Source organism: Aureimonas ureilytica DSM 18598 = NBRC 106430 (assembly GCF_000382705.1).
GTDB classification, from domain to species: domain Bacteria; phylum Pseudomonadota; class Alphaproteobacteria; order Rhizobiales; family Rhizobiaceae; genus Aureimonas; species Aureimonas ureilytica.
Genome location: NZ_ARQE01000002.1, coordinates 629,117 through 648,365, shown reverse-complemented (window position 1 = coordinate 648,365; position 19,249 = coordinate 629,117). Strand labels below are relative to the sequence as shown.

Here is a 19,249-nt window from a genome sequence, read left to right as displayed (position 1 = left end):
CAGGGCTGGTCTCGGACAGGGGGCAGGACTAGAACCGATCCAAATCGGGCGGCGCGCGAGCCGCCCTTGCGGCGCCGGCCCTGGCGCCGCCTTCTGATTGGATCGCTTCCTTGTCCGACACCCAACCCAAAGCCGTTTCCGGCGACAGCGGCGCCATGTGGCAGACGCTGAAGAATCTCTGGCCTTATATGTGGCCGCAGGAGCGGCCGGACCTGAAGCGGCGCGTCCTCTGGGCGAGCTTCTTCCTCGTGCTCGCCAAGTTCCTGACGGTCGGCATTCCCTATTTCTTCAAATGGGCCGTCGATGCGCTGGACGGCACCAATTCGGCGGTCGGCTGGCTGCCGCTGGTCCTGACCGGGGCGGTGACGCTCGTCGTCGCCTACAACGTGGCCCGCATCGTCTCGGTCGCGCTCAACCAGCTGCGCGACTCGCTGTTCGCCAGCGTCGGCCAGTATGCGGTGCGCATCCTCGCCTACCGCACCTTCGTCCACATGCATCAGCTCTCGCTGCGCTTCCATCTGGAGCGCCGCACGGGTGGACTCAGCCGCATCATCGAGCGCGGCACCAAGGGCATCGAGACGATCGTCCGCTTCACGATCCTCAACACGCTGCCGACGCTCATCGAATTCGCACTGACGGCGGCGATCTTCGGCTTCTCCTACGGTGTGTCCTATCTCCTGGTCATCACCGCGACCGTGGTCTTCTACGGCTGGTTCACGATCAAGGCGAGCGACTGGCGCATCACCATCCGCCGCGAGATGAACGATAGCGACACCGACGCCAACACCAAGGCGATCGACTCGCTCCTGAACTTCGAGACGGTCAAGTATTTCGGCAACGAGACCATGGAGGCGGAGCGCTACGACCGCTCCATGGCCCGCTACGAGAAGGCCGCCACGCAGACCTGGACCTCGCTCGGCTGGCTGAATTTCGGCCAGGGCGTCATCTTCTCCGTGGGCATGGGCATCGCCATGGTCATGTCGGCGCTGGAGGTGCGGGCGGGCACGCAGTCGCTCGGCGATTTCGTCTTCATCAACGCGCTCTTGATGCAGCTCTCGGTGCCGCTCAACTTCATCGGCTTCGTGTATCGCGAAATCCGGCAGGGGCTGACCGACATGGAGGAGATGTTCAACCTCCTCCACATCCGGCAGGAGGTGCGCGACCGCGCCGGTGCGACGGATCTCGTGGTGGGGCAGGGCGCCATCCGCTTCGAGGACGTGCGCTTCGGCTATGACCCCGAGCGCCAGATCCTGCGCGGCGTGTCCTTCGAAGTGCCGGCCGGCAAGTCGGTCGCCATCGTCGGGCCGTCCGGGGCGGGCAAGTCCACCATCTCGCGGCTTCTCTTCCGCTTCTACGATCTCGATTCCGGCCGCATCACGATCGACGGGCAGGACATCTCGGACGTTCGCCAGGAAAGCGTGCGCAAGGCGATCGGCATCGTCCCGCAGGACACGGTCCTCTTCAACGACACGATCCGCTACAACATCCGCTATGGCCGCCCTTCGGCGTCGGACGAGGAGGTGGGGAAGGCCGCCGATCTCGCGCAGATCTCGCGCTTCATCGAGCTTCTGCCCGATGGTTTCGACACGATGGTCGGCGAGCGCGGCCTCAAACTCTCAGGCGGCGAGAAGCAGCGCGTGGCGATTGCCCGCACGCTTCTGAAGAGCCCGCCCATCCTCGTTCTGGACGAGGCGACCTCGGCGCTCGACACGCACACGGAACAGGAAATCCAGAGCGCGCTGCAGCTCGTCTCGCGGCACCGCACGACGCTGACGATCGCGCATCGCCTCTCCACCATCGTCGATGCCGACGAGATCATCGTGCTGCGCGCCGGCGTGATCGTGGAGCGCGGCTCGCATCGCGATCTTCTGGCCTCGAACGGTCTTTATGCCGAAATGTGGCGGATGCAGCGCGAGGAAAGCGAAGCGGAGGAAACGCTGCGCCGCGCCCGCGAGGCGGATGCGCTCGGCGTGCTCGAACGCAAGCGGCCGACGGAAAGCGTCTGATCTCCTATCGGAGCGGGCCGGCGTTGAGTGCCGGCCCGTTTCTCCCTATGTGTCGTGTCCCGGCGGCCTGCCCTGTGGCCGCGTCGTGCAGCGAAGGACCGATTCCCTGATGGACATGATCGCCTCGATCCGAAACGCCTTGGTGCCGATCCATCGGGCGGGCTATCCCTTCATCGCCGGCTTCTTCGTCGCCTCGATCCTGCTCGGGCTCCTGTGGGAGCCGCTCTTCTGGGCCGGCCTCGTCCTGACGCTCTGGTGCGCCTATTTCTTCCGCGATCCCGAGCGCGTGACGCCGGTGGCCGATCACCTTGTGGTGAGCCCGGCCGATGGGCGCGTGTCGCTGGTCGGCCATGTCGTGCCGCCCGCCGAACTCGGCCTCGGCGACGAGCCGCTCCTGCGCGTGTCGATCTTCATGAACGTCTTCAATTGCCACGTGAACCGCGTTCCCGTGCGCGGCCGCATCGCGCGCATCGCCTACAAGGAAGGCAAGTTCGCCAATGCCGAGCTCGACAAGGCGAGCGAGGTGAACGAGCGCTCCTCCCTGGTGATCGAAAGCCCGCGCGGAGAGGTGGGCGTCGTGCAGATCGCCGGCGCCATCGCCCGGCGCATCGTCGTGTTCTCCCGCACGGGCGATCATCTGGAAGCTGGCGAGCGCTTCGGCCTCATCCGCTTCGGCTCGCGGCTCGACGTCTATCTGCCCGATGGCGCCGTCCCGCGCGTTGCCGAAGGGCAGACGGCGATTGCCGGCGAAACCGTGATCGCCGAGTTCACCGACGCTCCGGCGCATGTCTCCTGGCGCAAGGATTGATCCGATGAGCCATGCGATCCCTCCCGGCGACGGCGCCCCCCGCCCGCCGGCGCCGCGCGTCACCTTCCGGCAGGTCCTGCCCAATATCGTCACGATCCTGTCGATCTGCGCCGGCGTCACCGGCATCCGCTTCGCCTTCGAGGGGCGGTTCGAGCTGGCGGTCGGCCTGGTGCTGGGCGCGGCCTTCCTGGACGGGATCGACGGGCGCATCGCGCGCCTCGTCAATGGCCAGAGCCGCTTCGGCGCGGAGATGGATTCGCTCGCCGACATCGTGAATTTCGGCGTCGCCCCCGCGCTGCTCCTCTATGCCCATTCGCTTCACGCGGTCGGCTCGATCGGCTGGATCGCCGCGCTTCTCTACATCGCCGGCTGCGCGCTGCGCCTCGCGCGCTTCAACACGATGCTGGACGAGCCCAACCGGCCGGCCTGGAAGAGCGCCTATTTCACCGGCGTTCCCTCGCCGGCGGGGGCGGGGCTGGCGCTGTTCCCGGTTTACCTGAGCTTTGCCGGCAATCTGAACATGCCGGAAGTCTCGGGCGCCTTCGCCTCGGTCTATCTCGTCTGCGTCGGCCTTCTCATGGCGAGCCGCATCCCGACCTTCTCGGGCAAGACGATCGGCCTGCCGGTGCGGCGCGACCATTTCGTCTGGATCGTTCTCGTGGTCGTTCTCTATATCGGCCTGCTTCTCAGCTTCTTCTGGGAAACGCTGACCGTCTCGGCGCTCGCTTATTACGCGGCGATCCCCTTCTCGGTGCGCTCCTATCGCCGCCAGGAAGCCGCGCACGCCGCCAAAACCGTCTAAAGGCTTCCCGAAATGGCCAAGCAGTTCCCACGGATCGACGAGCGCCTGGCCGGTTTCATCGACGCGCAGGCCATCTTCTTCACGGCGAGCGCGGCGGAGGGGACGCGGATCAACATCTCGCCTCGGCCGACCGACCATTTCCATCGGCTCGGCCCCAACGCCGTCGCCTATCTCGATCTCACGGGGTCAGGCAGCGAAACGGCGGCGCATCTGCGGGTGGACGGTCGTCTCACCATGATGTTCTGCGCCTTCCAAGGTGCGCCGCTGATCCTCCGCCTTCACGGTCAGGGCCGCGTGGCCTTTCGCGGCTCGCCCGACTATCGCGCCTTTCTGGAGGCGCATTATGCGGGCGTGGAGCCCGTCGGCGCGCGGCAGGTCGTGTTTCTCGACATCGACCTCGTGCAGACCTCCTGCGGCTTCAAGGTGCCCCTGTTCGAGCCGGCGGGCGAGCGCCCGACGCTGGATCGCTGGGCCGAGGCCAAGGGCGAGGAGGGTCTGCGCGCCTATCGGCAGGAAAAGAACCTCACCAGCATGGACGGGCTGCCGACCGGCTTCGTGGAAGGCTGAGGCCGGCGCGCCCTATTCCGGGTCGCGGTAGCGCAGGAAGCGGTTCTTTCTGACATCGAAGAGCTGGCCGGTTTCCGTCACGCTCGGGAAGGCGAGCGGCAGGATCTTGGCGGCGACCTCGGCCGGGCTCGGCAGCGTGGCCGGGTCTTCGCCGGGCATCGCAAGCGCGCGCATGGCCGTGCGCGTGCCGCCGGGATTGACGGAATTGACCCGCAGCGGCGTGTTGACGGTCTCGTTGGCCCAGGAGCGCACGAGCGCCTCTTCCGCCGCCTTGGTGGCCGCGTAGAGCCCCCAGAACGCCTTGCAGGAATGCGCCGCGCCGGACGACAGGACGATGGCGCGCCCGGCGTCCGAAAGGCGCAGGAGCGGATCGACCGTGCGGATCACGCGCCAGGTCGCGTTGACGTTCACGTTCATCGTCTTTTCGAAGGTCTTGGCCTCGATATGGCCGATCGGCGCCAGAATGCCGAGAACGCCCGCATTGGCGACGAGCACGTCGAGCTTGCCCCAGCGCTCGTGAATGGCGCCGCCGAGCCGGTCGATGCCGGCCATGTCCGTGAGGTCGAGGGGAACCAGCGTCGCGGAGCCGCCCGCCGCCTTGATCTCGTCGTCGAGATCTTCCAGCCCGCCCACCGTGCGGGCCACGGCGATCACATGCGCGCCCTCGGCGGCCAGGAGCTTGGACAGCTGATAGCCGATGCCGCGCGACGCGCCGGTGACGAGCGCGACGCGCCCTTCGAGTTGACGAGCCATAGCCTGAAGCCTCCCGTTGCGGAGGCGGCCGACAGGCCGCGTCCTTCGGCGGCCTGTCTATCCCATGAGGATGCGGGTTTGAACCCGGTTCGGCTCAGCCGTTGCCGCCGAGCATCGACAATTGGCGGACATTGTCCGCGCCGTCGAAGTCGGTGAGCGCGGTCGGATAGTCGCCCGTGAAGCAGGCATCGCAGAACTGCGGCGCATGCGGGTTGCGCTCGGGCTCGAAAGAGGCGCGGTAGAGGCCGTCGATGCTCACGAAGCCGAGGCTGTCGACCTGGATATAGTCGCGCATTTCCTCGATCGTCATGCGCGAGGCGAGGAGCTTCGACTTCTCCGGCGTGTCGACGCCGTAGAAGCAGGAGGCGCGCGTCGGCGGCGAGGCGATGCGCATGTGGACTTCCACCGCGCCGGCCTCGCGCACCATCTGCACGATCTTCTGCGAGGTGGTGCCGCGAACGATCGAATCGTCGACCAGAATCACGCGCTTGCCCTCGATCATCGCGCGATTGGCGTTGTGCTTCAGCTTCACGCCCATGTGGCGGATCGAGTCGGTCGGCTGAATGAAGGTGCGGCCGACATAATGGTTGCGGATGATGCCGAGCTCGAAGGGAAGCTTGGCTTCCTGCGCGTAGCCGATCGCGGCCGGCACGCCGGAATCGGGAACCGGCACGACGATGTCGCCCATTTCCTTGCTTTCGCGCGCGAGCTCCGCGCCGATGCGCTTGCGGATCTCGTAGACGTTGCGGCCCTCGACGTTGGAATCGGGCCGCGCGAAATAGACATATTCGAAGATGCAGAAGCGCGAGCGGCGCGACTGGAACGGGAAGGCGGACTCGAGGCCGCTTTCGGTGATCGTCACCATCTCGCCCGGCTCGATGTCGCGCACGAACTCCGCGCCGATAATGTCGAGCGCGCAGGTTTCGGAGGCGAGGATCAACGAGCCTTCGAGTTCGCCGAGGACCAGCGGACGGATGCCGAGCGGATCGCGCACGCCGATCATGCGGCCGGGCGCCATGCCGACCAGCGAGAAGGCGCCTTCGAGACGCGACAGGGCGTCGATCAGCTTGTCGTTGAAGTGCCGCGCGCCGCTCGTCGCCACGAGATGCAGGATCGTCTCGGTGTCCGAGGTGGAGGAGAAGATCGAGCCGCGCCGCTGAAGCTCGCGCTGCACGGTGAGGGCGTTGGTGAGATTGCCGTTATGGGCGACCGCGAAGCCGCCGGCCGAAAGCTCGGCGAAGAAGGGCTGGACGTTGCGCAAGCCGCCGCCGCCGGTCGTGGCGTAGCGCGTATGGCCGATCGCCGCCTCGCCGGGCAGGCGCTCCAGAACCGACTGCTTGGTGAACGTGTCGCCGATCAGGCCGGCATGGCGCTCCACATGGAACTGCTTGCCGTCGAAGGAGACGATGCCGGCCGCTTCCTGGCCGCGATGCTGGAGGGAATGAAGCCCAAGCGTGACGAGAGCCGCCGCGTCGGCCCGCCCGAAGATTCCGAAAACGCCGCACTCTTCATGCAGGCTGTCGTCGTCGAAAGGTGTCTCGTCCATGCTCGAACTTTCCCTGCACGCCGTTTCCGGCCTTTCGCTCCCCGTTTGTCATATAAGGGGTCGGCCACTGAAACACGAATGAAAAACCTAAAAGGCCCGGGACGTTGCTGCCCCGAGCCACATGCGCTCGCTTGGAGGGGCCGAGGGCCCCGTGCCTCTAGTTGGCCGGCGCTTCGGCCGGCTGTTCCTCGTTCTGCTGGATCGCGTCCTCGATCGAGGCGGGCTGGTCGGCCGGGGCCGCGTTGCCCTGCACCGCGCCGCCGGTGGCCGGCTGCGTCGTGCCTTCGAAGCGCTGGCGGATCGTGGCTTCCGGATTGTCGGGGAGGGCGGCCACGAGCTTCGTGCCGAGCTCGTCCAGCATGGGCTTCGATCGGGCCTGCATGACCCAGGCCGGCTGGTTGCCGCTTTCGGGCGGCGTCAGCCAGTTGAAGAAGACCATGGCGACCACGACGAGAAGAAGCCCGCGCGCGGCGCCGAACACGAAGCCGAGCGTGCGGTCGAGCGCGCCGATGCGGCTGTCGATGATGAAGTCCGCGATCTTCAGCGTGATGAAGGAGACGATCAGCAGTGTCAGGAAGAAGATGCCGGCGGCGGACGCCGCCATCGCGACCTTCTCGTTGTGGATATATTGCAGCGCGAAAGGCGTCAGCTGCTTGTAGAACAGGAAGGCCGCCGCCGCCGCCGCGACCCAGCTGAGGACGGACAGGACCTCGCGGGAGAAGCCGCGCACCATGGCGAGCAGCGCGGAAACGAGCATGATGGCGACGAGGATCGCATCGAGAAGCGTCAGGGTCATCGGTTCCATGCCTTCGGCGGGCCGTTTGGGACGGCTCTCCGCCCGATCAGGGTTCTTTGCCGTGCGATCGGGCGAAAAATCAAGCCTCGACTTCGATCTGCCGGCCCGCGACTTCGGCCACGAGATGGGGAAGCGTCTCGATTTCCAGCGTCTCGACCTCCTTGGCCTTCGGCGTTTCGCCTGTGGATGCCGGCATCATCGAGCGGCGGAAGCCGAGCTTCTCGGCCTCCTTGATGCGCTGCGCCGCATGCGACACGGGGCGCACCGAGCCCGAGAGGCTGATCTCGCCGAAGAACACGCATTCGGCCGGAAGCGGTCGGCCCGACAGCGAGGAGACCAAGGCGGCGGCGACGGCGAGATCGGCCGCCGGCTCGCGGATGCGATAACCGCCCGCGACGTTCAAATAGACGTCATGCTGCCCGAGCCGCACCCCGCAATGGGCTTCCAGAACCGCCAGCACCATGGCGAGGCGCGGCGTGTCCCAGCCGATCACCGAGCGGCGCGGCGTGCCGAGCGGCGAGGGCGCAACCAGCGCCTGGATTTCCACCAGAACCGGCCGCGTGCCCTCCATGCCCGCAAAGACCGCCGCGCCCGGCGACTTGCCGTTGCGCTCGCCGAGGAAGAGTTCGGACGGATTGGCGACCTCGCGCAGCCCCCCGTCGCCCATCTCGAAGACGCCGATCTCGTCGGTCGGGCCGAAGCGGTTCTTCACCGTGCGCAGGATGCGGTAGTGATGCCCGCCTTCGCCCTCGAAATAGAGGACGGCGTCGACCATGTGCTCCACCACGCGGGGGCCGGCGATCTGGCCTTCCTTGGTGACATGGCCGACGAGAATCACCGTCGCGCCGCTCGATTTGGCGTAGCGGATCAGCGCCTGCGCCCCGGCGCGCACCTGCGTCACCGTGCCGGGCGCCGATTCCGCCATGTCGGTCCAAACGGTCTGGATCGAATCGATGATCACGAGATCGGGGCGCTTGTCCTGCGCGAGGGTCGCGAGAATGTCCTCGATATTGGTCTCGGCCAGAAGCTGGACGCTCGTGTCGGCGGCGTGCAGGCGCTGGGCGCGCAGGCGCACCTGCGCGACCGCCTCTTCGCCCGACACGTAGACGACCCGGTGCCCGCCGCGCGCCAGGGCGGCGGCGGCCTGCATCAGGAGCGTCGACTTGCCGATGCCGGGATCACCGCCCACGAGAAGCGCCGAGCCGCGCACGAAGCCGCCGCCCGTCACCCGGTCGAGTTCGGGAATGCCGGAGACGATGCGCGGTGCTTCCTCCATCTCGCCCGACAGCGGCAGGAGCGCGGCCGGGCGGCCCTTGCGGCGCGACTGCATCGGTCCGCCGCCGATGCCGCCCGTCATGTTCTCCTCGACGATCGTGTTCCACTCGCCGCAGGATTCGCACTTGCCCATCCAGCGCGAATAAACCGAGCCGCAGTTCTGACAGATGAAAGTCGTCTTGGTCTTGGCCATGGCGTCAGACCGCGAAACGCTGGACGCGGGGTCCAAGCGAGGTCAGGAGCTCGTAGGAGATCGTGCCGCAGCGCCGCGCCACCTCGTCGAGCGGAACGGTCGGGCCGAACACCTCCGCCACCTCGCCCGGGCGCACCGCGTCCTCGGGCAGGTCGGTCACGTCGAGAAGGGTCATGTCCATCGAGATGCGGCCGAGCACCGGGGCGCGGTGGCCGCCGATCGCCATTTCGGGCGCGGGCTCGCTCGCGCGCAGTGGCGTCACGCCGGAGGCCGCGCGCGGATAGCCGTCCGCATAGCCGATGCCGACCGTCGCGATGCGCGTCGCGCGCTCCAGACGCGCGCTCGCGCCATAGCCCGCCGCCTCGCCGCGCGGGGCGGTGTGGACCTGAAGAATGCGGGCGTGGAGCGTCACGACCGGCCGGATCGCGCCGAGCGGGTCGAGCCCCGTCTCGCCGCCATAGAGGGCGATGCCCGGCCGCGTCAGGTCGAAATGGAAGGGCGCGCCGAGAAACACGCCGCCGGAATTGGCGAGCGAGCGCGCCACATGCGGAAACAAGGCGGCGAGGCGCTCGAAGCTCTGGCGCTGCCGGTCGTTCTCGGGCGAGTCGGGATCGTCGGCGCAGGCGAGATGGCTCATCACCAGCGTCACGTCGAAGCCGCCCTGACGGGCAAGGCCGAGCGCCTTGCGTGCGTCCGCCTCGTCGAGCCCGAGCCGGTTCATGCCCGTTTCGAACTGGAGCGCGGCCGGCGCTGGCAGCGCGCCGGAGGCCGCTTCGGCGAAGAGCCGCACGTCGTCCAGAGTCGAGAGAACCGGGATCAGGCGATGCGCGCGGCAGAGTTCGGCGGCTTCCGCGTCCAGCCCCTGCAGCACGAAGATGCGGCAATTGGTGTTGGCGAGCGCCTGTCTCACCTCCACGCCCTCGCTCGCCCAGGCGACGAAAAACTCGCGGCAGCCGGCGGCGAAGAGCGCCTTCGCCACGAGCGCGGCGCCCAGCCCGTAGCCGTCGGCCTTCACGGCCGCGCCGGTGCGCGCGCCGGGCGCGAGATTGGCGAGATGGCGCCAGTTGGATTTCAGCGCCCATCCGTCGATCGTGACGAAGGGGCCGCGACCGCTGACGGGAACGGCGGAAAGGACGGATTGGGTCATGGCTGTCAGTCTGGCTGGGTCTGCTATTCGAAGCGTTCCGGCAGATGGCTCTCCTCGGCGAGATCCGAGAAGCGGGTGAACTCGGCCTGGAAGGCAAGCGGCACGGTGCCGGTCGGTCCGTGACGCTGCTTGGCGATGATGACCTCCGCCTTGCCGCGCGCCTCGTTCATCTCCTGCTGCCACTTCAGGTGATCGTCGGTGCCGAGCTTGGGCTCCTTGCTCTGCAGATAATATTCGTCGCGGTAGACGAAGAGCACCACGTCGGCGTCCTGCTCGATCGAGCCCGATTCACGAAGATCGGAGAGCTGCGGGCGTTTGTCGTCGCGCGATTCCACCTGACGCGAGAGCTGCGACAGGGCGAGGATCGGGACTTCCAGCTCCTTCGCCAGGGCCTTCAGGCCCGTGGTGATCTCGGTGATTTCCTGCACGCGGTTGCCAGCCGTCTTGGCCGAGCCCTGCATGAGCTGCACGTAGTCGATCACCATCACGTCGAGGCCGCGCTGGCGCTTCAGGCGGCGCGCGCGGGCGGCGAGCTGGGCGATCGAGATACCGCCCGTCTGGTCGATATAGAGCGGAGCCTTCTGCATCATCTCGGTGCAGGCGACGAGCTTGGAATATTCCGCGTCCGTGATGTTGCCGCGCCGGATCTTCGAGGAGGACACTTCGCTCTGCTCGGAAATGATACGGGTCGCCAGCTGCTCGGCCGACATTTCCAGCGAGAAGAAGGCGACGACGCCGCCGTTCTTGGCCTTGTGCGAGCCGTCCGCCTGCTCCACCGGCTCGTAGGCCGAGGCGATGTTGAAGGCTATGTTGGTGACGAGCGAGGTCTTGCCCATGGCCGGACGGCCGGCCAGGATGATGAGGTCGGACCGCTGAAGGCCGCCGAGACGCTTGTCCATCTCGCGGATACCCGTCGAGATGCCCGACAGGCCGCCGTCGCGATCCTTCGCCGCGCCCGCCATTTCGATGGCCTGCGCCATCGCGTCCCCGAAGGACTGGAAGCCGCCGTCGTAGCGGCCGGTTTCGGCGAGCTGATAGAGCGCGCGCTCGGCATCTTCGATCTGCTTGCGCGGCTCGGCATCGACCGGCGCGTCGAAGGCGACGTTCACCATCTCCTCGCCGATCCCGATCAGGGAGCGGCGGATCGCCAGATCGTAGATCGCGCGGCCATAGTCGGCCGTGTTGATGATGGTGGTGGCTTCCGTCGCGAGCCGGGCGACATATTGCGCCATGGTCATGTCGCCGACGCGGTCGTTGGCGGCGAGGAAGGTCTTGAGCGTGATCGGCGTCGCGATCTTGCCCATGCGGATCATCTGGCCGGCCTTGAGGAAGATCTCCTTGTGGATCGGCTCGTAGAAATGCTCGGGCTTCAGGAAGTCGTGGACGATGTAATAGGCGTCGTTGTTGACGAGGATCGCGCCGAGAAGTGCCTGTTCCGCCTCGATATTCGCCGGGGCTTCCCGGTAGAGCGGCTGCTCCTCCTCGAACTTGCGCGCGGCTTCCGCCATTGTCCTGTCACTCCATGCGTCGGGTAAAGAACCCTTCTACAGGAGATCGGCATCGGGAACCAAGTTCGCGAGGGGGCGTATCCAAGTTTTGCTGCGGCCCAGTGTCCTCCTGGCGGATATCAGGTGGAAAACCTGTGGACGGCCGGGCGCGGGGCACCCGCCCGAAAGCGAGCCGCCTATGAAAAAAGAAGGGCCGGCGCGAGCCGACCCTTCTTTTCATTCGCATATGGGCTCGTCGGCTTGCAGCCGCCGAACCGGGCCCGATGATCAGGCCTTGTCTTCTTCGGTCTCGCCCTCGGCGTCGTCGGCCTCGTCCTCGAGTTCCTCTTCCTCGTCGATGCCGTAGATGGCTTCGGCCGAGGTGAGGGTCTCGCCGCGCGCCTGACGCTCGGCCTCATCGGGCGAACGGGCGACGTTCACCTTCACGGAGACGTCGACTTCCGGGTGCAGGGCGATCGAGACGGTGTGGAGACCGATCGTCTTGATCGGCAGGTTCAGCTCGACCGCGTTGCGGTTCACGGCGAAGCCCTGCTCCTTCAGGAGGTCGGCGATGTCGCGCGCCGAGACCGAACCGTAGAGCTGGCCGGTTTCGCCAGCCGAACGCACGATCACGAAGCTCTTGCCGTTGAGCGTGCCGGCGACGCCCTGGGCTTCCGTGCGGCGCTCTTCGTTGCGGGCGATGAGCGAGGCCTTCTGGGCTTCGAACTTGGTGCGGTTGGCCTCGTTGGCGCGCAGCGCACGGCCGGTCGGCAGGAGGTAGTTGCGGGCGTAGCCGTCGCGCACGCGGACGGTGTCGCCGATGCCGCCGAGACGGTTGATGCGCTCGAGAAGAATGACGTCCATGGTCTTTTTCCTTGGGTTTTAGCGGGTTTGGTCACTGTCGGCCGCCAGGGCCGGCGATTTCGCGGTCTCGAACATGCCGAGAGCCAGGAAGGCGAGAAGCGGGATCGAAAGAAGGACGATCGCCACGTAAGCGGTGAAGAGAAGGAGGCCGCGCCCCGTCCGGCCGCGCGAGCGCCGGTGCATGGCGGCAAGGCCGACCAGCGTGAAGGCGCATCCGAGCGCGCCGGCGAACACCGCGCCGAGGAGCGCCACCGTTCCGCCCGTGAAGCACAGGGCGAGCGCGAGGGCGAAGAGCGGAAGCGCGATGCGGGGCAGGCCGGCCGTGGCCGGCACGTCGTCCTTCGGGCGCGGCAGGCGGCCGCTCGTGCGCACGATCGCGGCCGAAACATAGAGGCAGACGGCGAGCGTCAGAACCAGAAAGGCCGGCTGGATATAGGGGATGACGGAAACCACGAAGCGGGCGAGCTCCGCGATCTGCTGGGGCGGCACGGTGGCCGTGGCTTCGCTCGACAGCGCCTGCGACACGGCGGGCGCGAGTTCGGCGGGGTCGTAGTCGATCAGCCAGCCCATGGCGATGCAGCCGAACGAAGCCAGAAGCACCATCGCGAACAGGATGCGCGGGAGCGGAAACCAGACGAGCTCGGGCGCCGCATCGCCGGCGCGAGCCGGCGCATCGACGGGACGGGCGAGGCCCGCGACATGGCCGAGAACGGCGGAAGGAAGACCGACGCTGAGGAAGATCGAGAGGCCCGCATAGACGGAGCCGAGCGCGCCGGCGACGGCGCCGAAGGCCGAAAGCGCCGCGACGAAGCCCACCACGCTGCCCCAGCCGAGGCTCGCGATCAGGATCGGCACCGGCGCGACGAAGGCGAGCGCCACGGCGCTGGAGGCCTGCGTCACGAGACCGGCGAACAGAAGCGCGGACGCAAGTCCGGCCAGAAGTCCGATCAGGATGGATTTGGCGTTCATGGTCTGGTGTCGCTGTCCTGCGGCGTGGCAGTTAGGGGCGTTAAGCCCCAACTCGGCTCGTTCGGGGAAACCGGGGCGCCGAACGGAACCGGTTTCCGACAACCCGTGACGAAACATCCCTCGCAAGGCGGTTTCGTCACGGGTTAGGCGCGCGGCCGATCGAGGGCCGCGCGCCGAGCTTTGAGATCGGAGCCCCCGAAGGGGCGCCCGATTACTTCAGGACGTAGGGCAGGAGGCCCAGGAAGCGGGCGCGCTTGATGGCCTGGGCCAGGGCGCGCTGGTTCTTCTGGGAAACCGCCGTGATGCGGGACGGGACGATCTTGCCGCGCTCGGAAATGTAGCGCTGCAGGAGACGGACGTCCTTGTAGTCGATCTTCGGCGAGTCGCTCGCCGCGAACGGGTCGGACTTGCGGCGACGGTGGAACGGACGCCGGGTCGGGAGCTGAGCCACGTCAACCATTATGCAGCCTCCTCGGTGCGGGGACGGCGCGGACGATCGTCGTCGTCGCGGCGCGGACGGTCGTCGCGGTCACGGCGCGGACGATCACCGCCGTCGCGGTCCGAACGGCGCGGACGGTCGTCGCGCTTCTGCATCATGGCCGAGGCCGCGTCGTCATGCGCTTCGACGCGCACGGTGAGGTAACGCAGGATGTCCTCGTTGAAGCGCATCTGGCGCTCCATCTCCTCGACGGCGGCCGAAGGCGCGTCGATGTTCATCAGCGTGTAGTAGGCCTTCCGGTTCTTCTTGATCCGGTAGGTGAGGGTCTTGAGACCCCAGTTCTCGATCTTGCCGACCTTGCCGCCATTGGCCTCGATCACACCGCGGTACTGTTCCACGAGTGCTTCGACCTGCTGGCCGCTGATGTCCTGTCGGGCAAGGAATACGTGCTCGTAGAGCGCCATATCGTGTCGCCTTTCCTTCGGTTGCGATTGCGTCGAACCAGCGGCTAAGCCTCTGCGACTCTCCTGTTGGCCGCTGGGGCCGAATGGGGAAAGGCGCGCTCTTAGAGACGGTCGAGAGCGGGAACACGGGAAGCGGATGGCAAGCATCCAACGGGCAAAAGCAAGCCGTCTTCCGTTCAGCCCCCGGCTGGTTCGGACAATACGGTGCGGCGCATATCCCGTTTCAGCCCGTTTGGCAAGTCGGCGGTCGGGCGATCGCCGATCGAAAGAGTCCGCGCGCGGGTCGCGAATCGCGGCGTCCGCGGCTTCAGCGAAGCTTCGCCATGACATGTAAATGTCGCGCTAAACTTGACACTCCGCCGGCGCGCCCCCATTCACCCCGACGATCCAACGATAAATGGGATGGCGATGTCGCTTGCTCTAGTGTTCCCCGGCCAGGGAAGCCAGACCGTCGGGATGGGCCGCGCGCTCGCCGACGCGTTCCCCGAAAGCCGCCGCGTCTTCGAGGAAGTCGACGAGGCGCTCGGCGAGCGCCTGAGCGACACGATCTGGAACGGGCCGGAAGACAAGCTGACGCTGACGGCCAATGCCCAGCCGGCCCTGATGGCCGTGTCGGTCGCCGCGATGCGCGCCCTGGAGGCCTCCGGCTTCGATCTCGGCGAGCGCGCCGCCTTCGTCGCCGGCCATTCGCTCGGCGAATATTCCGCGCTCGCCGCCGCCGGGGCGCTGACCGTCACGGACGCCGCCCGTCTCCTGCGCATTCGCGGCGAGGCCATGCAGGCCGCCGTTCCGGCCGGCGAGGGCGCCATGGCGGCGATTCTCGGCCTCGACGAAACCGCCTTGGCCGAGGTCTGCACGCAAGCCGGCCAGGGCGGCGTCTGCCAGATCGCCAACGACAATGGCGGCGGTCAGATCGTGATTTCCGGCACCAAGGCGGCGGTGGAGCGCGGCATGGCACTGGCGCTCGAAAAGGGCGCCAAGCGCGCCATTCCGCTGCCGGTCTCCGCGCCCTTCCATTCCATGCTCATGCAGCCCGCCGCCGAGCGGATGCGCGAAGCGCTGGCGAGCGCACGAATCGAGGCGCCGCGCGTGCCCCTCGTCGCCAATGTGCTCGCGTCCGCGATCTCCGATCCGGACGAGATCCGCGAGCGGCTGGTGGAGCAGGTGACGGGGCAGGTGCGCTGGCGCGAAAGCATGGTCTATCTCGCCGATGCCGAGGTCGATCTCCTGTTCGAGATCGGCAATGGCAAGGTTCTGGCGGGCCTCGCCAAGCGCATCGACAAGCGCCTGTCGGCCGTCTCGATCGGCGCGCCCGCCGATATCGAGCCCGCGCTCGCCAAGCTCGCCTGACGCACCTTTCTTGAGAATCGGGGACACACGATGTTCGATCTTACCGGCCGCAAGGCTCTCGTCACCGGCGCCAGCGGTGGTCTCGGCGAGGCGATCGCCAAAGCGCTGCACGGCGCGGGCGCGACCGTCGGCCTGCATGGCACGCGCCGCGAGAAGCTGGAGGAGGTCGCCGCCTCGCTCGGCGAGCGGGTCCACGTCCTGCCGGCCGATCTCGGCTCGCGCGAGGGGCAGGCCGGCCTTGCCGAAGCGGCCGACGCCGCGCTCGGCGGCGTCGACATTCTCGTCAACAATGCCGGCATCACCAAGGACGGCCTCTTCGTGCGCATGTCCGACGAGGACTGGGACCGCGTGATCGAGGTCGATCTCACCTCCGTCTTCCGGCTGACCCGCGCGCTGACGCACCAGATGATGCGCCGCCGCTATGGCCGCATCATCAACATCACCTCGATCGTCGGTGTCACCGGCAATCCGGGCCAGGCGAACTATTGCGCGGCCAAGGCCGGCATGATCGGCTTCTCCAAGTCGCTCGCGCAGGAAATCGCCTCGCGCAACGTGACCGTGAACTGCATTGCGCCGGGCTTCATCCAGAGCGCCATGACCGACAAGCTCAACGACAAGCAGAAGGACGCGATCATGGGCGCGATCCCGATGCGTCGCATGGGGGCGGGCGAGGACATCGCGGCCGCCGCGCTCTATCTCGCTTCGGAGGAGGCGGCCTACGTCACCGGCCAGACGCTGCATGTCAACGGCGGCATGGCGATGATCTGAACACCCGGCGCCGGTTTCCCCGCCTTGGATGGGAACCGGCTCCGTGCTAAGCCGCCGAGGTGGGGCTTATCCCCGTCGTTCGGCATAGATCGGCGCGTCCTCTCGGGGCGCGCTGCTTGATTAACCAGACTCCGGCGTCTAACGAAGCGACGGAAGCCAATCCAACTGAGGAATGACTATGAGCGATACCGCTGAACGGGTTAAGAAGATCGTCGTCGAGCATCTCGGCGTCGAGCAGGAGAAGGTGACGGAAAACGCCTCCTTCATCGACGATCTCGGCGCCGACAGCCTCGACACGGTCGAGCTCGTCATGGCCTTCGAGGAAGAGTTCGGCGTCGAAATCCCCGATGACGCGGCCGAGACCATTCTCACGGTCGGCGACGCGGTGAAGTTCATCGAGAAGAACCAGGCCTAACGCTCTGGCGGACGTGTCCGCCGCTGCTCGCGAGTACCGAATGAGACGAGTCGTCATTACCGGCGTCGGTATGGTCAGCCCTCTTGGCGCCGGGGTCGAAGTCACTTGGAAACGCCTTCTGGAAGGCCGCAGCGCGGCCTCTCGGATCGAAGGGTTCGAAGTCTCCGACCTGCCCTGCCAGATCGCTTGCCAGATCCCGAAAGGGGACGGCTCCGAGGGAACCTTCAATCCGGATCTCTGGATGGAGCCCAAGGAGCAGCGCAAGGTCGACGACTTCATCGTGTACGCCGTGGCGGCCGCGTCCGAAGCCCTGGACGATGCCGACTGGCATCCCGAAACGGACGAAGATCAGTGCGCCACGGGCGTGCTGATCGGCTCCGGCATCGGTGGTCTCCAGGGGATCGAGCGCAATGCGCTTCTTCTGGCGGAGAAGGGGCCTCGACGCATCAGCCCCTTCTTCATTCCCGGCAGCCTGATCAATCTGGCCTCCGGCCATGTGTCGATCCGCAACAAGCTGCGCGGCCCGAACCATTCGGTCGTGACGGCCTGCTCGACCGGCGCGCACGCCATCGGCGACGCGGCCCGGCTCATCATGCTCGGCGATGCCGACGTGATGGTGGCGGGCGGCGCCGAATCGCCGGTCGGTCGCCTGTCGATCGTCGGTTTCTCGGCCTGCCGCGCTCTTTCCACCAGCTACAACGACAATCCCACCGCCGCCTCGCGCCCCTATGACAAGGGCCGCGACGGGTTCGTGATGGGCGAGGGCGCCGGCATCGTCGTTCTCGAGGAGCTGGACCATGCGCTGGCGCGTGGCGCCCGCATCTATGCCGAGGTGATCGGCTACGGCCTGTCCGGCGACGCGCATCACATCACCGCCCCCGCCGAAAACGGCGACGGCGCGTTCCGCTGCATGAGCATGGCGCTGAAGCGCGCCGGCATCGCGGCCAGCGAAATCGACTATATCAACGCGCACGGCACTTCGACGCCGCTCGGCGACGAGATCGAACTGCGCGCCATCGAGCGGGTTCTGGGCGAGGCGGCCGAACGGGCCACCATGTCCTCCACCAAGTCCTCGATCGGCCATCTTCTCGGCGCGGCGGGCTCGGTCGAAGCGATCTTCTCGGCGCTCGCGATCCGCGACAATGTCGCCCCGCCGACGCTCAATCTCGACGACCCCTCCGTGGAAACCGCGATCGACCTCGTCCCGAAGGTCAAGCGCGAGAAGCAGATCGACGTCGCCCTGTCGAACTCCTTCGGCTTCGGCGGCACGAACGCATCCCTGGTGCTGCGCCGCTACAAGGCGTGATCGACGCCGCCCTGTCTGAACCGGCTTTCGCCACATTCGGATGATGGTTCGGACCTCAATGGCATGGCTGCGAAAGCGGCCATCGGCCCGACCCATTTCACGATGACGAGCGAGGCACCGAGCCCGGTCCTCGCCCGTCTCGTTTCGATTCGAAGGGAGCCTCATGGTGAACGGTTCTGACGAGACCTTGATCGACCGTGAGACGGATTCCGGCGAGACCGATCGCCCCCGGCGCGTGCGTTCGAAATCCGCCCGAAACAGCTTCGTCGCCTTTCTCAGCTTCTGCTTCAGCGGCGCCCTGGCCCTGGTCCTGGCCGCCGTCGCCGTTCTCTACTGGGGCAAGACGCAGTTCGACGGTCCCGGCCCGCTGCGGCAGGAGGCGACCTTCCTCGTGCCGAAGGGCGGCGGTCTCGACGGCATCTCGGCCTCGCTGGAGCGCAGCGGCATCGTCAGCGACGCGCGCATCTTCGAATACGGCGTTCGCTTCGAGCGGGCGGCGGGTCAGTTGAAGGCCGGCGAATACGCCTTCGCGCCGGGCGCCAGCATGCGCGACGTGATGAACACGATCCGCTCGGGCAACTCGATCCTCCACGCGATCACGATTCCCGAGGGCTGGACGGTCGCGCAGATCTACGCGCGCATCGCCGCCGACGACACGCTGGTCGGCGATCTGCCGCCCGAAGCGCCGGAAGGCTCGCTCCTGCCGGAAACCTACAAGTTCACGCGCGGTCTCAGCCGGGCCGAACTCGTGTCGCAGATGTCGGCCGCGCAGACCAAGCTCGTGTCGGACATCTGGAAGACGCGCGAGGATGGCCTGCCGATTTCCGATATCGGCCAGTTCGTGACGCTCGCCTCGATCGTGGAAAAGGAAACCGGCATCGATTCCGAGCGCCCGCATGTGGCCTCGGTCTTCGTGAACCGGCTGCGCAAGAACATGCGCCTCCAGTCGGACCCGACGATCATCTACGGTATCTGGGGCGGGGCGGGGAAACCGGCCAACGAGCCGATCCGCCAGTCGCATATCGCGAGCGACACGCCCTACAACACCTATGTGATTCGCGGCCTGCCGCCCGGTCCGATCGCCAATCCCGGCCGCGCGGCGCTGGAAGCCGTCGCGCACCCGCTGGACACCGACGATCTCTACTTCGTCGCCGACGGAACCGGCGGTCACGCCTTCTCGCGCACGCTGGACGAGCACAATTCGAATGTCCGGCGCCTGCGCGACATCGAGAAGCGCGCGGCCGTCACCCGTGGCCAGTCGGCGGCGCCGGGCGCCGAGGTCGAATGAGGAAAA

19 protein-coding genes are annotated in these 19,249 nt (G+C 67.1%); 9 read left to right on the top strand and 10 right to left on the bottom strand.

Translation table 11 applies throughout. The features are described 5' to 3' along the window. Positions 1 to 155: 155 nt before the first annotated feature. The 4 genes from B146_RS0106905 to B146_RS0106890 all read left to right on the top strand — a co-directional run bounded on the left by B146_RS0106905 (position 156) and on the right by B146_RS0106890 (position 4,183). Complete coding sequence (locus B146_RS0106905) at positions 156 to 2,006, top strand: ABCB family ABC transporter ATP-binding protein/permease (protein WP_019995691.1); 1,851 nt, start codon at positions 156 to 158, stop codon at positions 2,004 to 2,006. A 109-nt stretch (positions 2,007 to 2,115) separates the two neighbouring features. Then, positions 2,116 to 2,814 carry a phosphatidylserine decarboxylase gene (locus tag B146_RS0106900; protein WP_019995690.1) on the top strand — a complete coding sequence of 233 codons (699 nt, stop codon included), beginning with the start codon at positions 2,116 to 2,118 and terminating at the stop codon, positions 2,812 to 2,814. A gap of 4 nt (positions 2,815 to 2,818) precedes the next feature. Further along, on the top strand, positions 2,819 to 3,616 hold the full coding sequence (locus B146_RS0106895; protein ID WP_019995689.1) for a CDP-alcohol phosphatidyltransferase family protein: 798 nt from the start codon (positions 2,819 to 2,821) through the stop codon (positions 3,614 to 3,616). A gap of 12 nt (positions 3,617 to 3,628) precedes the next feature. Then, on the top strand, positions 3,629 to 4,183 hold the full coding sequence (locus tag B146_RS0106890; RefSeq protein WP_019995688.1) for a pyridoxamine 5'-phosphate oxidase family protein: 555 nt from the start codon (positions 3,629 to 3,631) through the stop codon (positions 4,181 to 4,183). Positions 4,184 to 4,195: 12 nt separating this feature from the next. Here B146_RS0106890 and B146_RS0106885 read toward each other — a convergent pair whose 3' ends face one another. The 10 genes from B146_RS0106885 to rpsF form a co-directional block, all read right to left on the bottom strand. Then, complete coding sequence (locus B146_RS0106885) at positions 4,196 to 4,936, bottom strand: SDR family NAD(P)-dependent oxidoreductase (protein ID WP_019995687.1); 741 nt, start codon at positions 4,934 to 4,936, stop codon at positions 4,196 to 4,198. 94 nt (positions 4,937 to 5,030) lie between these two features. After that, positions 5,031 to 6,482: an amidophosphoribosyltransferase gene (purF, locus tag B146_RS0106880; protein WP_019995686.1), complete on the bottom strand. Its 1,452-nt coding sequence runs from the start codon at positions 6,480 to 6,482 to the stop codon at positions 5,031 to 5,033. Positions 6,483 to 6,639: 157 nt separating this feature from the next. Further along, entirely contained in the window at positions 6,640 to 7,278 is a 639-nt protein-coding gene (locus B146_RS25285) for a CvpA family protein (protein ID WP_040408354.1), read from the bottom strand. Between the two features lie 79 nt (positions 7,279 to 7,357). Next, positions 7,358 to 8,746: a DNA repair protein RadA gene (gene radA, locus B146_RS0106865; RefSeq protein WP_019995684.1), complete on the bottom strand. Its 1,389-nt coding sequence runs from the start codon at positions 8,744 to 8,746 to the stop codon at positions 7,358 to 7,360. Positions 8,747 to 8,750: 4 nt separating this feature from the next. Continuing rightward, on the bottom strand, positions 8,751 to 9,893 hold the full coding sequence (gene alr / locus B146_RS0106860; protein WP_019995683.1) for an alanine racemase: 1,143 nt from the start codon (positions 9,891 to 9,893) through the stop codon (positions 8,751 to 8,753). Positions 9,894 to 9,916: 23 nt separating this feature from the next. Then, positions 9,917 to 11,401 (bottom strand): replicative DNA helicase, encoded by a 1,485-nt coding sequence (locus B146_RS0106855; RefSeq protein WP_019995682.1) that lies wholly within the window; start codon positions 11,399 to 11,401, stop codon positions 9,917 to 9,919. Positions 11,402 to 11,668: 267 nt separating this feature from the next. After that, positions 11,669 to 12,244 (bottom strand): 50S ribosomal protein L9, encoded by a 576-nt coding sequence (gene rplI / locus B146_RS0106850; RefSeq protein WP_019995681.1) that lies wholly within the window; start codon positions 12,242 to 12,244, stop codon positions 11,669 to 11,671. An 18-nt stretch (positions 12,245 to 12,262) separates the two neighbouring features. Beyond that, positions 12,263 to 13,213 (bottom strand): hypothetical protein, encoded by a 951-nt coding sequence (locus B146_RS0106845; RefSeq protein ID WP_019995680.1) that lies wholly within the window; start codon positions 13,211 to 13,213, stop codon positions 12,263 to 12,265. A gap of 211 nt (positions 13,214 to 13,424) precedes the next feature. Then, positions 13,425 to 13,673 carry a 30S ribosomal protein S18 gene (gene rpsR, locus B146_RS0106840; RefSeq protein ID WP_019995679.1) on the bottom strand — a complete coding sequence of 83 codons (249 nt, stop codon included), beginning with the start codon at positions 13,671 to 13,673 and terminating at the stop codon, positions 13,425 to 13,427. Continuing rightward, positions 13,673 to 14,116: a 30S ribosomal protein S6 gene (gene rpsF, locus B146_RS0106835; RefSeq protein ID WP_019995678.1), complete on the bottom strand. Its 444-nt coding sequence runs from the start codon at positions 14,114 to 14,116 to the stop codon at positions 13,673 to 13,675. The genes rpsR and rpsF overlap by 1 nt, the downstream gene beginning before the upstream one ends. Positions 14,117 to 14,524: 408 nt before the next feature. Here rpsF and fabD point away from each other — a divergent pair, with 408 nt between their 5' ends. The 5 genes from fabD (at position 14,525) to mltG (ending at position 19,243) form a co-directional block, all read left to right on the top strand. Beyond that, the gene (gene fabD, locus B146_RS0106830) at positions 14,525 to 15,466 is read left to right on the top strand and encodes an ACP S-malonyltransferase (RefSeq protein WP_026358399.1); all 942 of its coding nucleotides are present in this window, start codon (positions 14,525 to 14,527) and stop codon (positions 15,464 to 15,466) included. Between the two features lie 30 nt (positions 15,467 to 15,496). After that, on the top strand, positions 15,497 to 16,234 hold the full coding sequence (gene fabG, locus B146_RS0106825) for a 3-oxoacyl-[acyl-carrier-protein] reductase (protein WP_019995676.1): 738 nt from the start codon (positions 15,497 to 15,499) through the stop codon (positions 16,232 to 16,234). Between the two features lie 178 nt (positions 16,235 to 16,412). Beyond that, positions 16,413 to 16,649 carry an acyl carrier protein gene (locus B146_RS0106820; RefSeq protein WP_026358398.1) on the top strand — a complete coding sequence of 79 codons (237 nt, stop codon included), beginning with the start codon at positions 16,413 to 16,415 and terminating at the stop codon, positions 16,647 to 16,649. A 40-nt stretch (positions 16,650 to 16,689) separates the two neighbouring features. Continuing rightward, entirely contained in the window at positions 16,690 to 17,955 is a 1,266-nt protein-coding gene (fabF, locus tag B146_RS0106815; RefSeq protein WP_026358397.1) for a beta-ketoacyl-ACP synthase II, read from the top strand. Between the two features lie 163 nt (positions 17,956 to 18,118). After that, positions 18,119 to 19,243: an endolytic transglycosylase MltG gene (gene mltG, locus B146_RS25280; protein WP_019995673.1), complete on the top strand. Its 1,125-nt coding sequence runs from the start codon at positions 18,119 to 18,121 to the stop codon at positions 19,241 to 19,243. The last annotated feature ends 6 nt before the right edge of the window (positions 19,244 to 19,249 follow it).

Excerpts from the sequence above, each read along its gene's own strand:
- B146_RS0106905 (WP_019995691.1), top strand. The coding sequence starts at position 156 with ATGTGGCAGACGCTGAAGAATCTCTGGCCTTATATGTGGCCGCAGGAG.
- B146_RS0106900 (WP_019995690.1), top strand. The coding sequence starts at position 2,116 with ATGGACATGATCGCCTCGATCCGAAACGCCTTGGTGCCGATCCATCGG.
- B146_RS0106895 (WP_019995689.1), top strand. The coding sequence starts at position 2,819 with ATGAGCCATGCGATCCCTCCCGGCGACGGCGCCCCCCGCCCGCCGGCG.
- B146_RS0106890 (WP_019995688.1), top strand. The coding sequence starts at position 3,629 with ATGGCCAAGCAGTTCCCACGGATCGACGAGCGCCTGGCCGGTTTCATC.
- B146_RS0106885 (WP_019995687.1), bottom strand. The coding sequence starts at position 4,936 with ATGGCTCGTCAACTCGAAGGGCGCGTCGCGCTCGTCACCGGCGCGTCG.
- purF (WP_019995686.1), bottom strand. The coding sequence starts at position 6,482 with ATGGACGAGACACCTTTCGACGACGACAGCCTGCATGAAGAGTGCGGC.
- B146_RS25285 (WP_040408354.1), bottom strand. The coding sequence starts at position 7,278 with ATGACCCTGACGCTTCTCGATGCGATCCTCGTCGCCATCATGCTCGTT.
- radA (WP_019995684.1), bottom strand. The coding sequence starts at position 8,746 with ATGGCCAAGACCAAGACGACTTTCATCTGTCAGAACTGCGGCTCGGTT.
- alr (WP_019995683.1), bottom strand. The coding sequence starts at position 9,893 with ATGACCCAATCCGTCCTTTCCGCCGTTCCCGTCAGCGGTCGCGGCCCC.
- B146_RS0106855 (WP_019995682.1), bottom strand. The coding sequence starts at position 11,401 with ATGGCGGAAGCCGCGCGCAAGTTCGAGGAGGAGCAGCCGCTCTACCGG.
- rplI (WP_019995681.1), bottom strand. The coding sequence starts at position 12,244 with ATGGACGTCATTCTTCTCGAGCGCATCAACCGTCTCGGCGGCATCGGC.
- B146_RS0106845 (WP_019995680.1), bottom strand. The coding sequence starts at position 13,213 with ATGAACGCCAAATCCATCCTGATCGGACTTCTGGCCGGACTTGCGTCC.
- rpsR (WP_019995679.1), bottom strand. The coding sequence starts at position 13,673 with ATGGTTGACGTGGCTCAGCTCCCGACCCGGCGTCCGTTCCACCGTCGC.
- rpsF (WP_019995678.1), bottom strand. The coding sequence starts at position 14,116 with ATGGCGCTCTACGAGCACGTATTCCTTGCCCGACAGGACATCAGCGGC.
- fabD (WP_026358399.1), top strand. The coding sequence starts at position 14,525 with ATGTCGCTTGCTCTAGTGTTCCCCGGCCAGGGAAGCCAGACCGTCGGG.
- fabG (WP_019995676.1), top strand. The coding sequence starts at position 15,497 with ATGTTCGATCTTACCGGCCGCAAGGCTCTCGTCACCGGCGCCAGCGGT.
- B146_RS0106820 (WP_026358398.1), top strand. The coding sequence starts at position 16,413 with ATGAGCGATACCGCTGAACGGGTTAAGAAGATCGTCGTCGAGCATCTC.
- fabF (WP_026358397.1), top strand. The coding sequence starts at position 16,690 with ATGAGACGAGTCGTCATTACCGGCGTCGGTATGGTCAGCCCTCTTGGC.
- mltG (WP_019995673.1), top strand. The coding sequence starts at position 18,119 with ATGGTGAACGGTTCTGACGAGACCTTGATCGACCGTGAGACGGATTCC.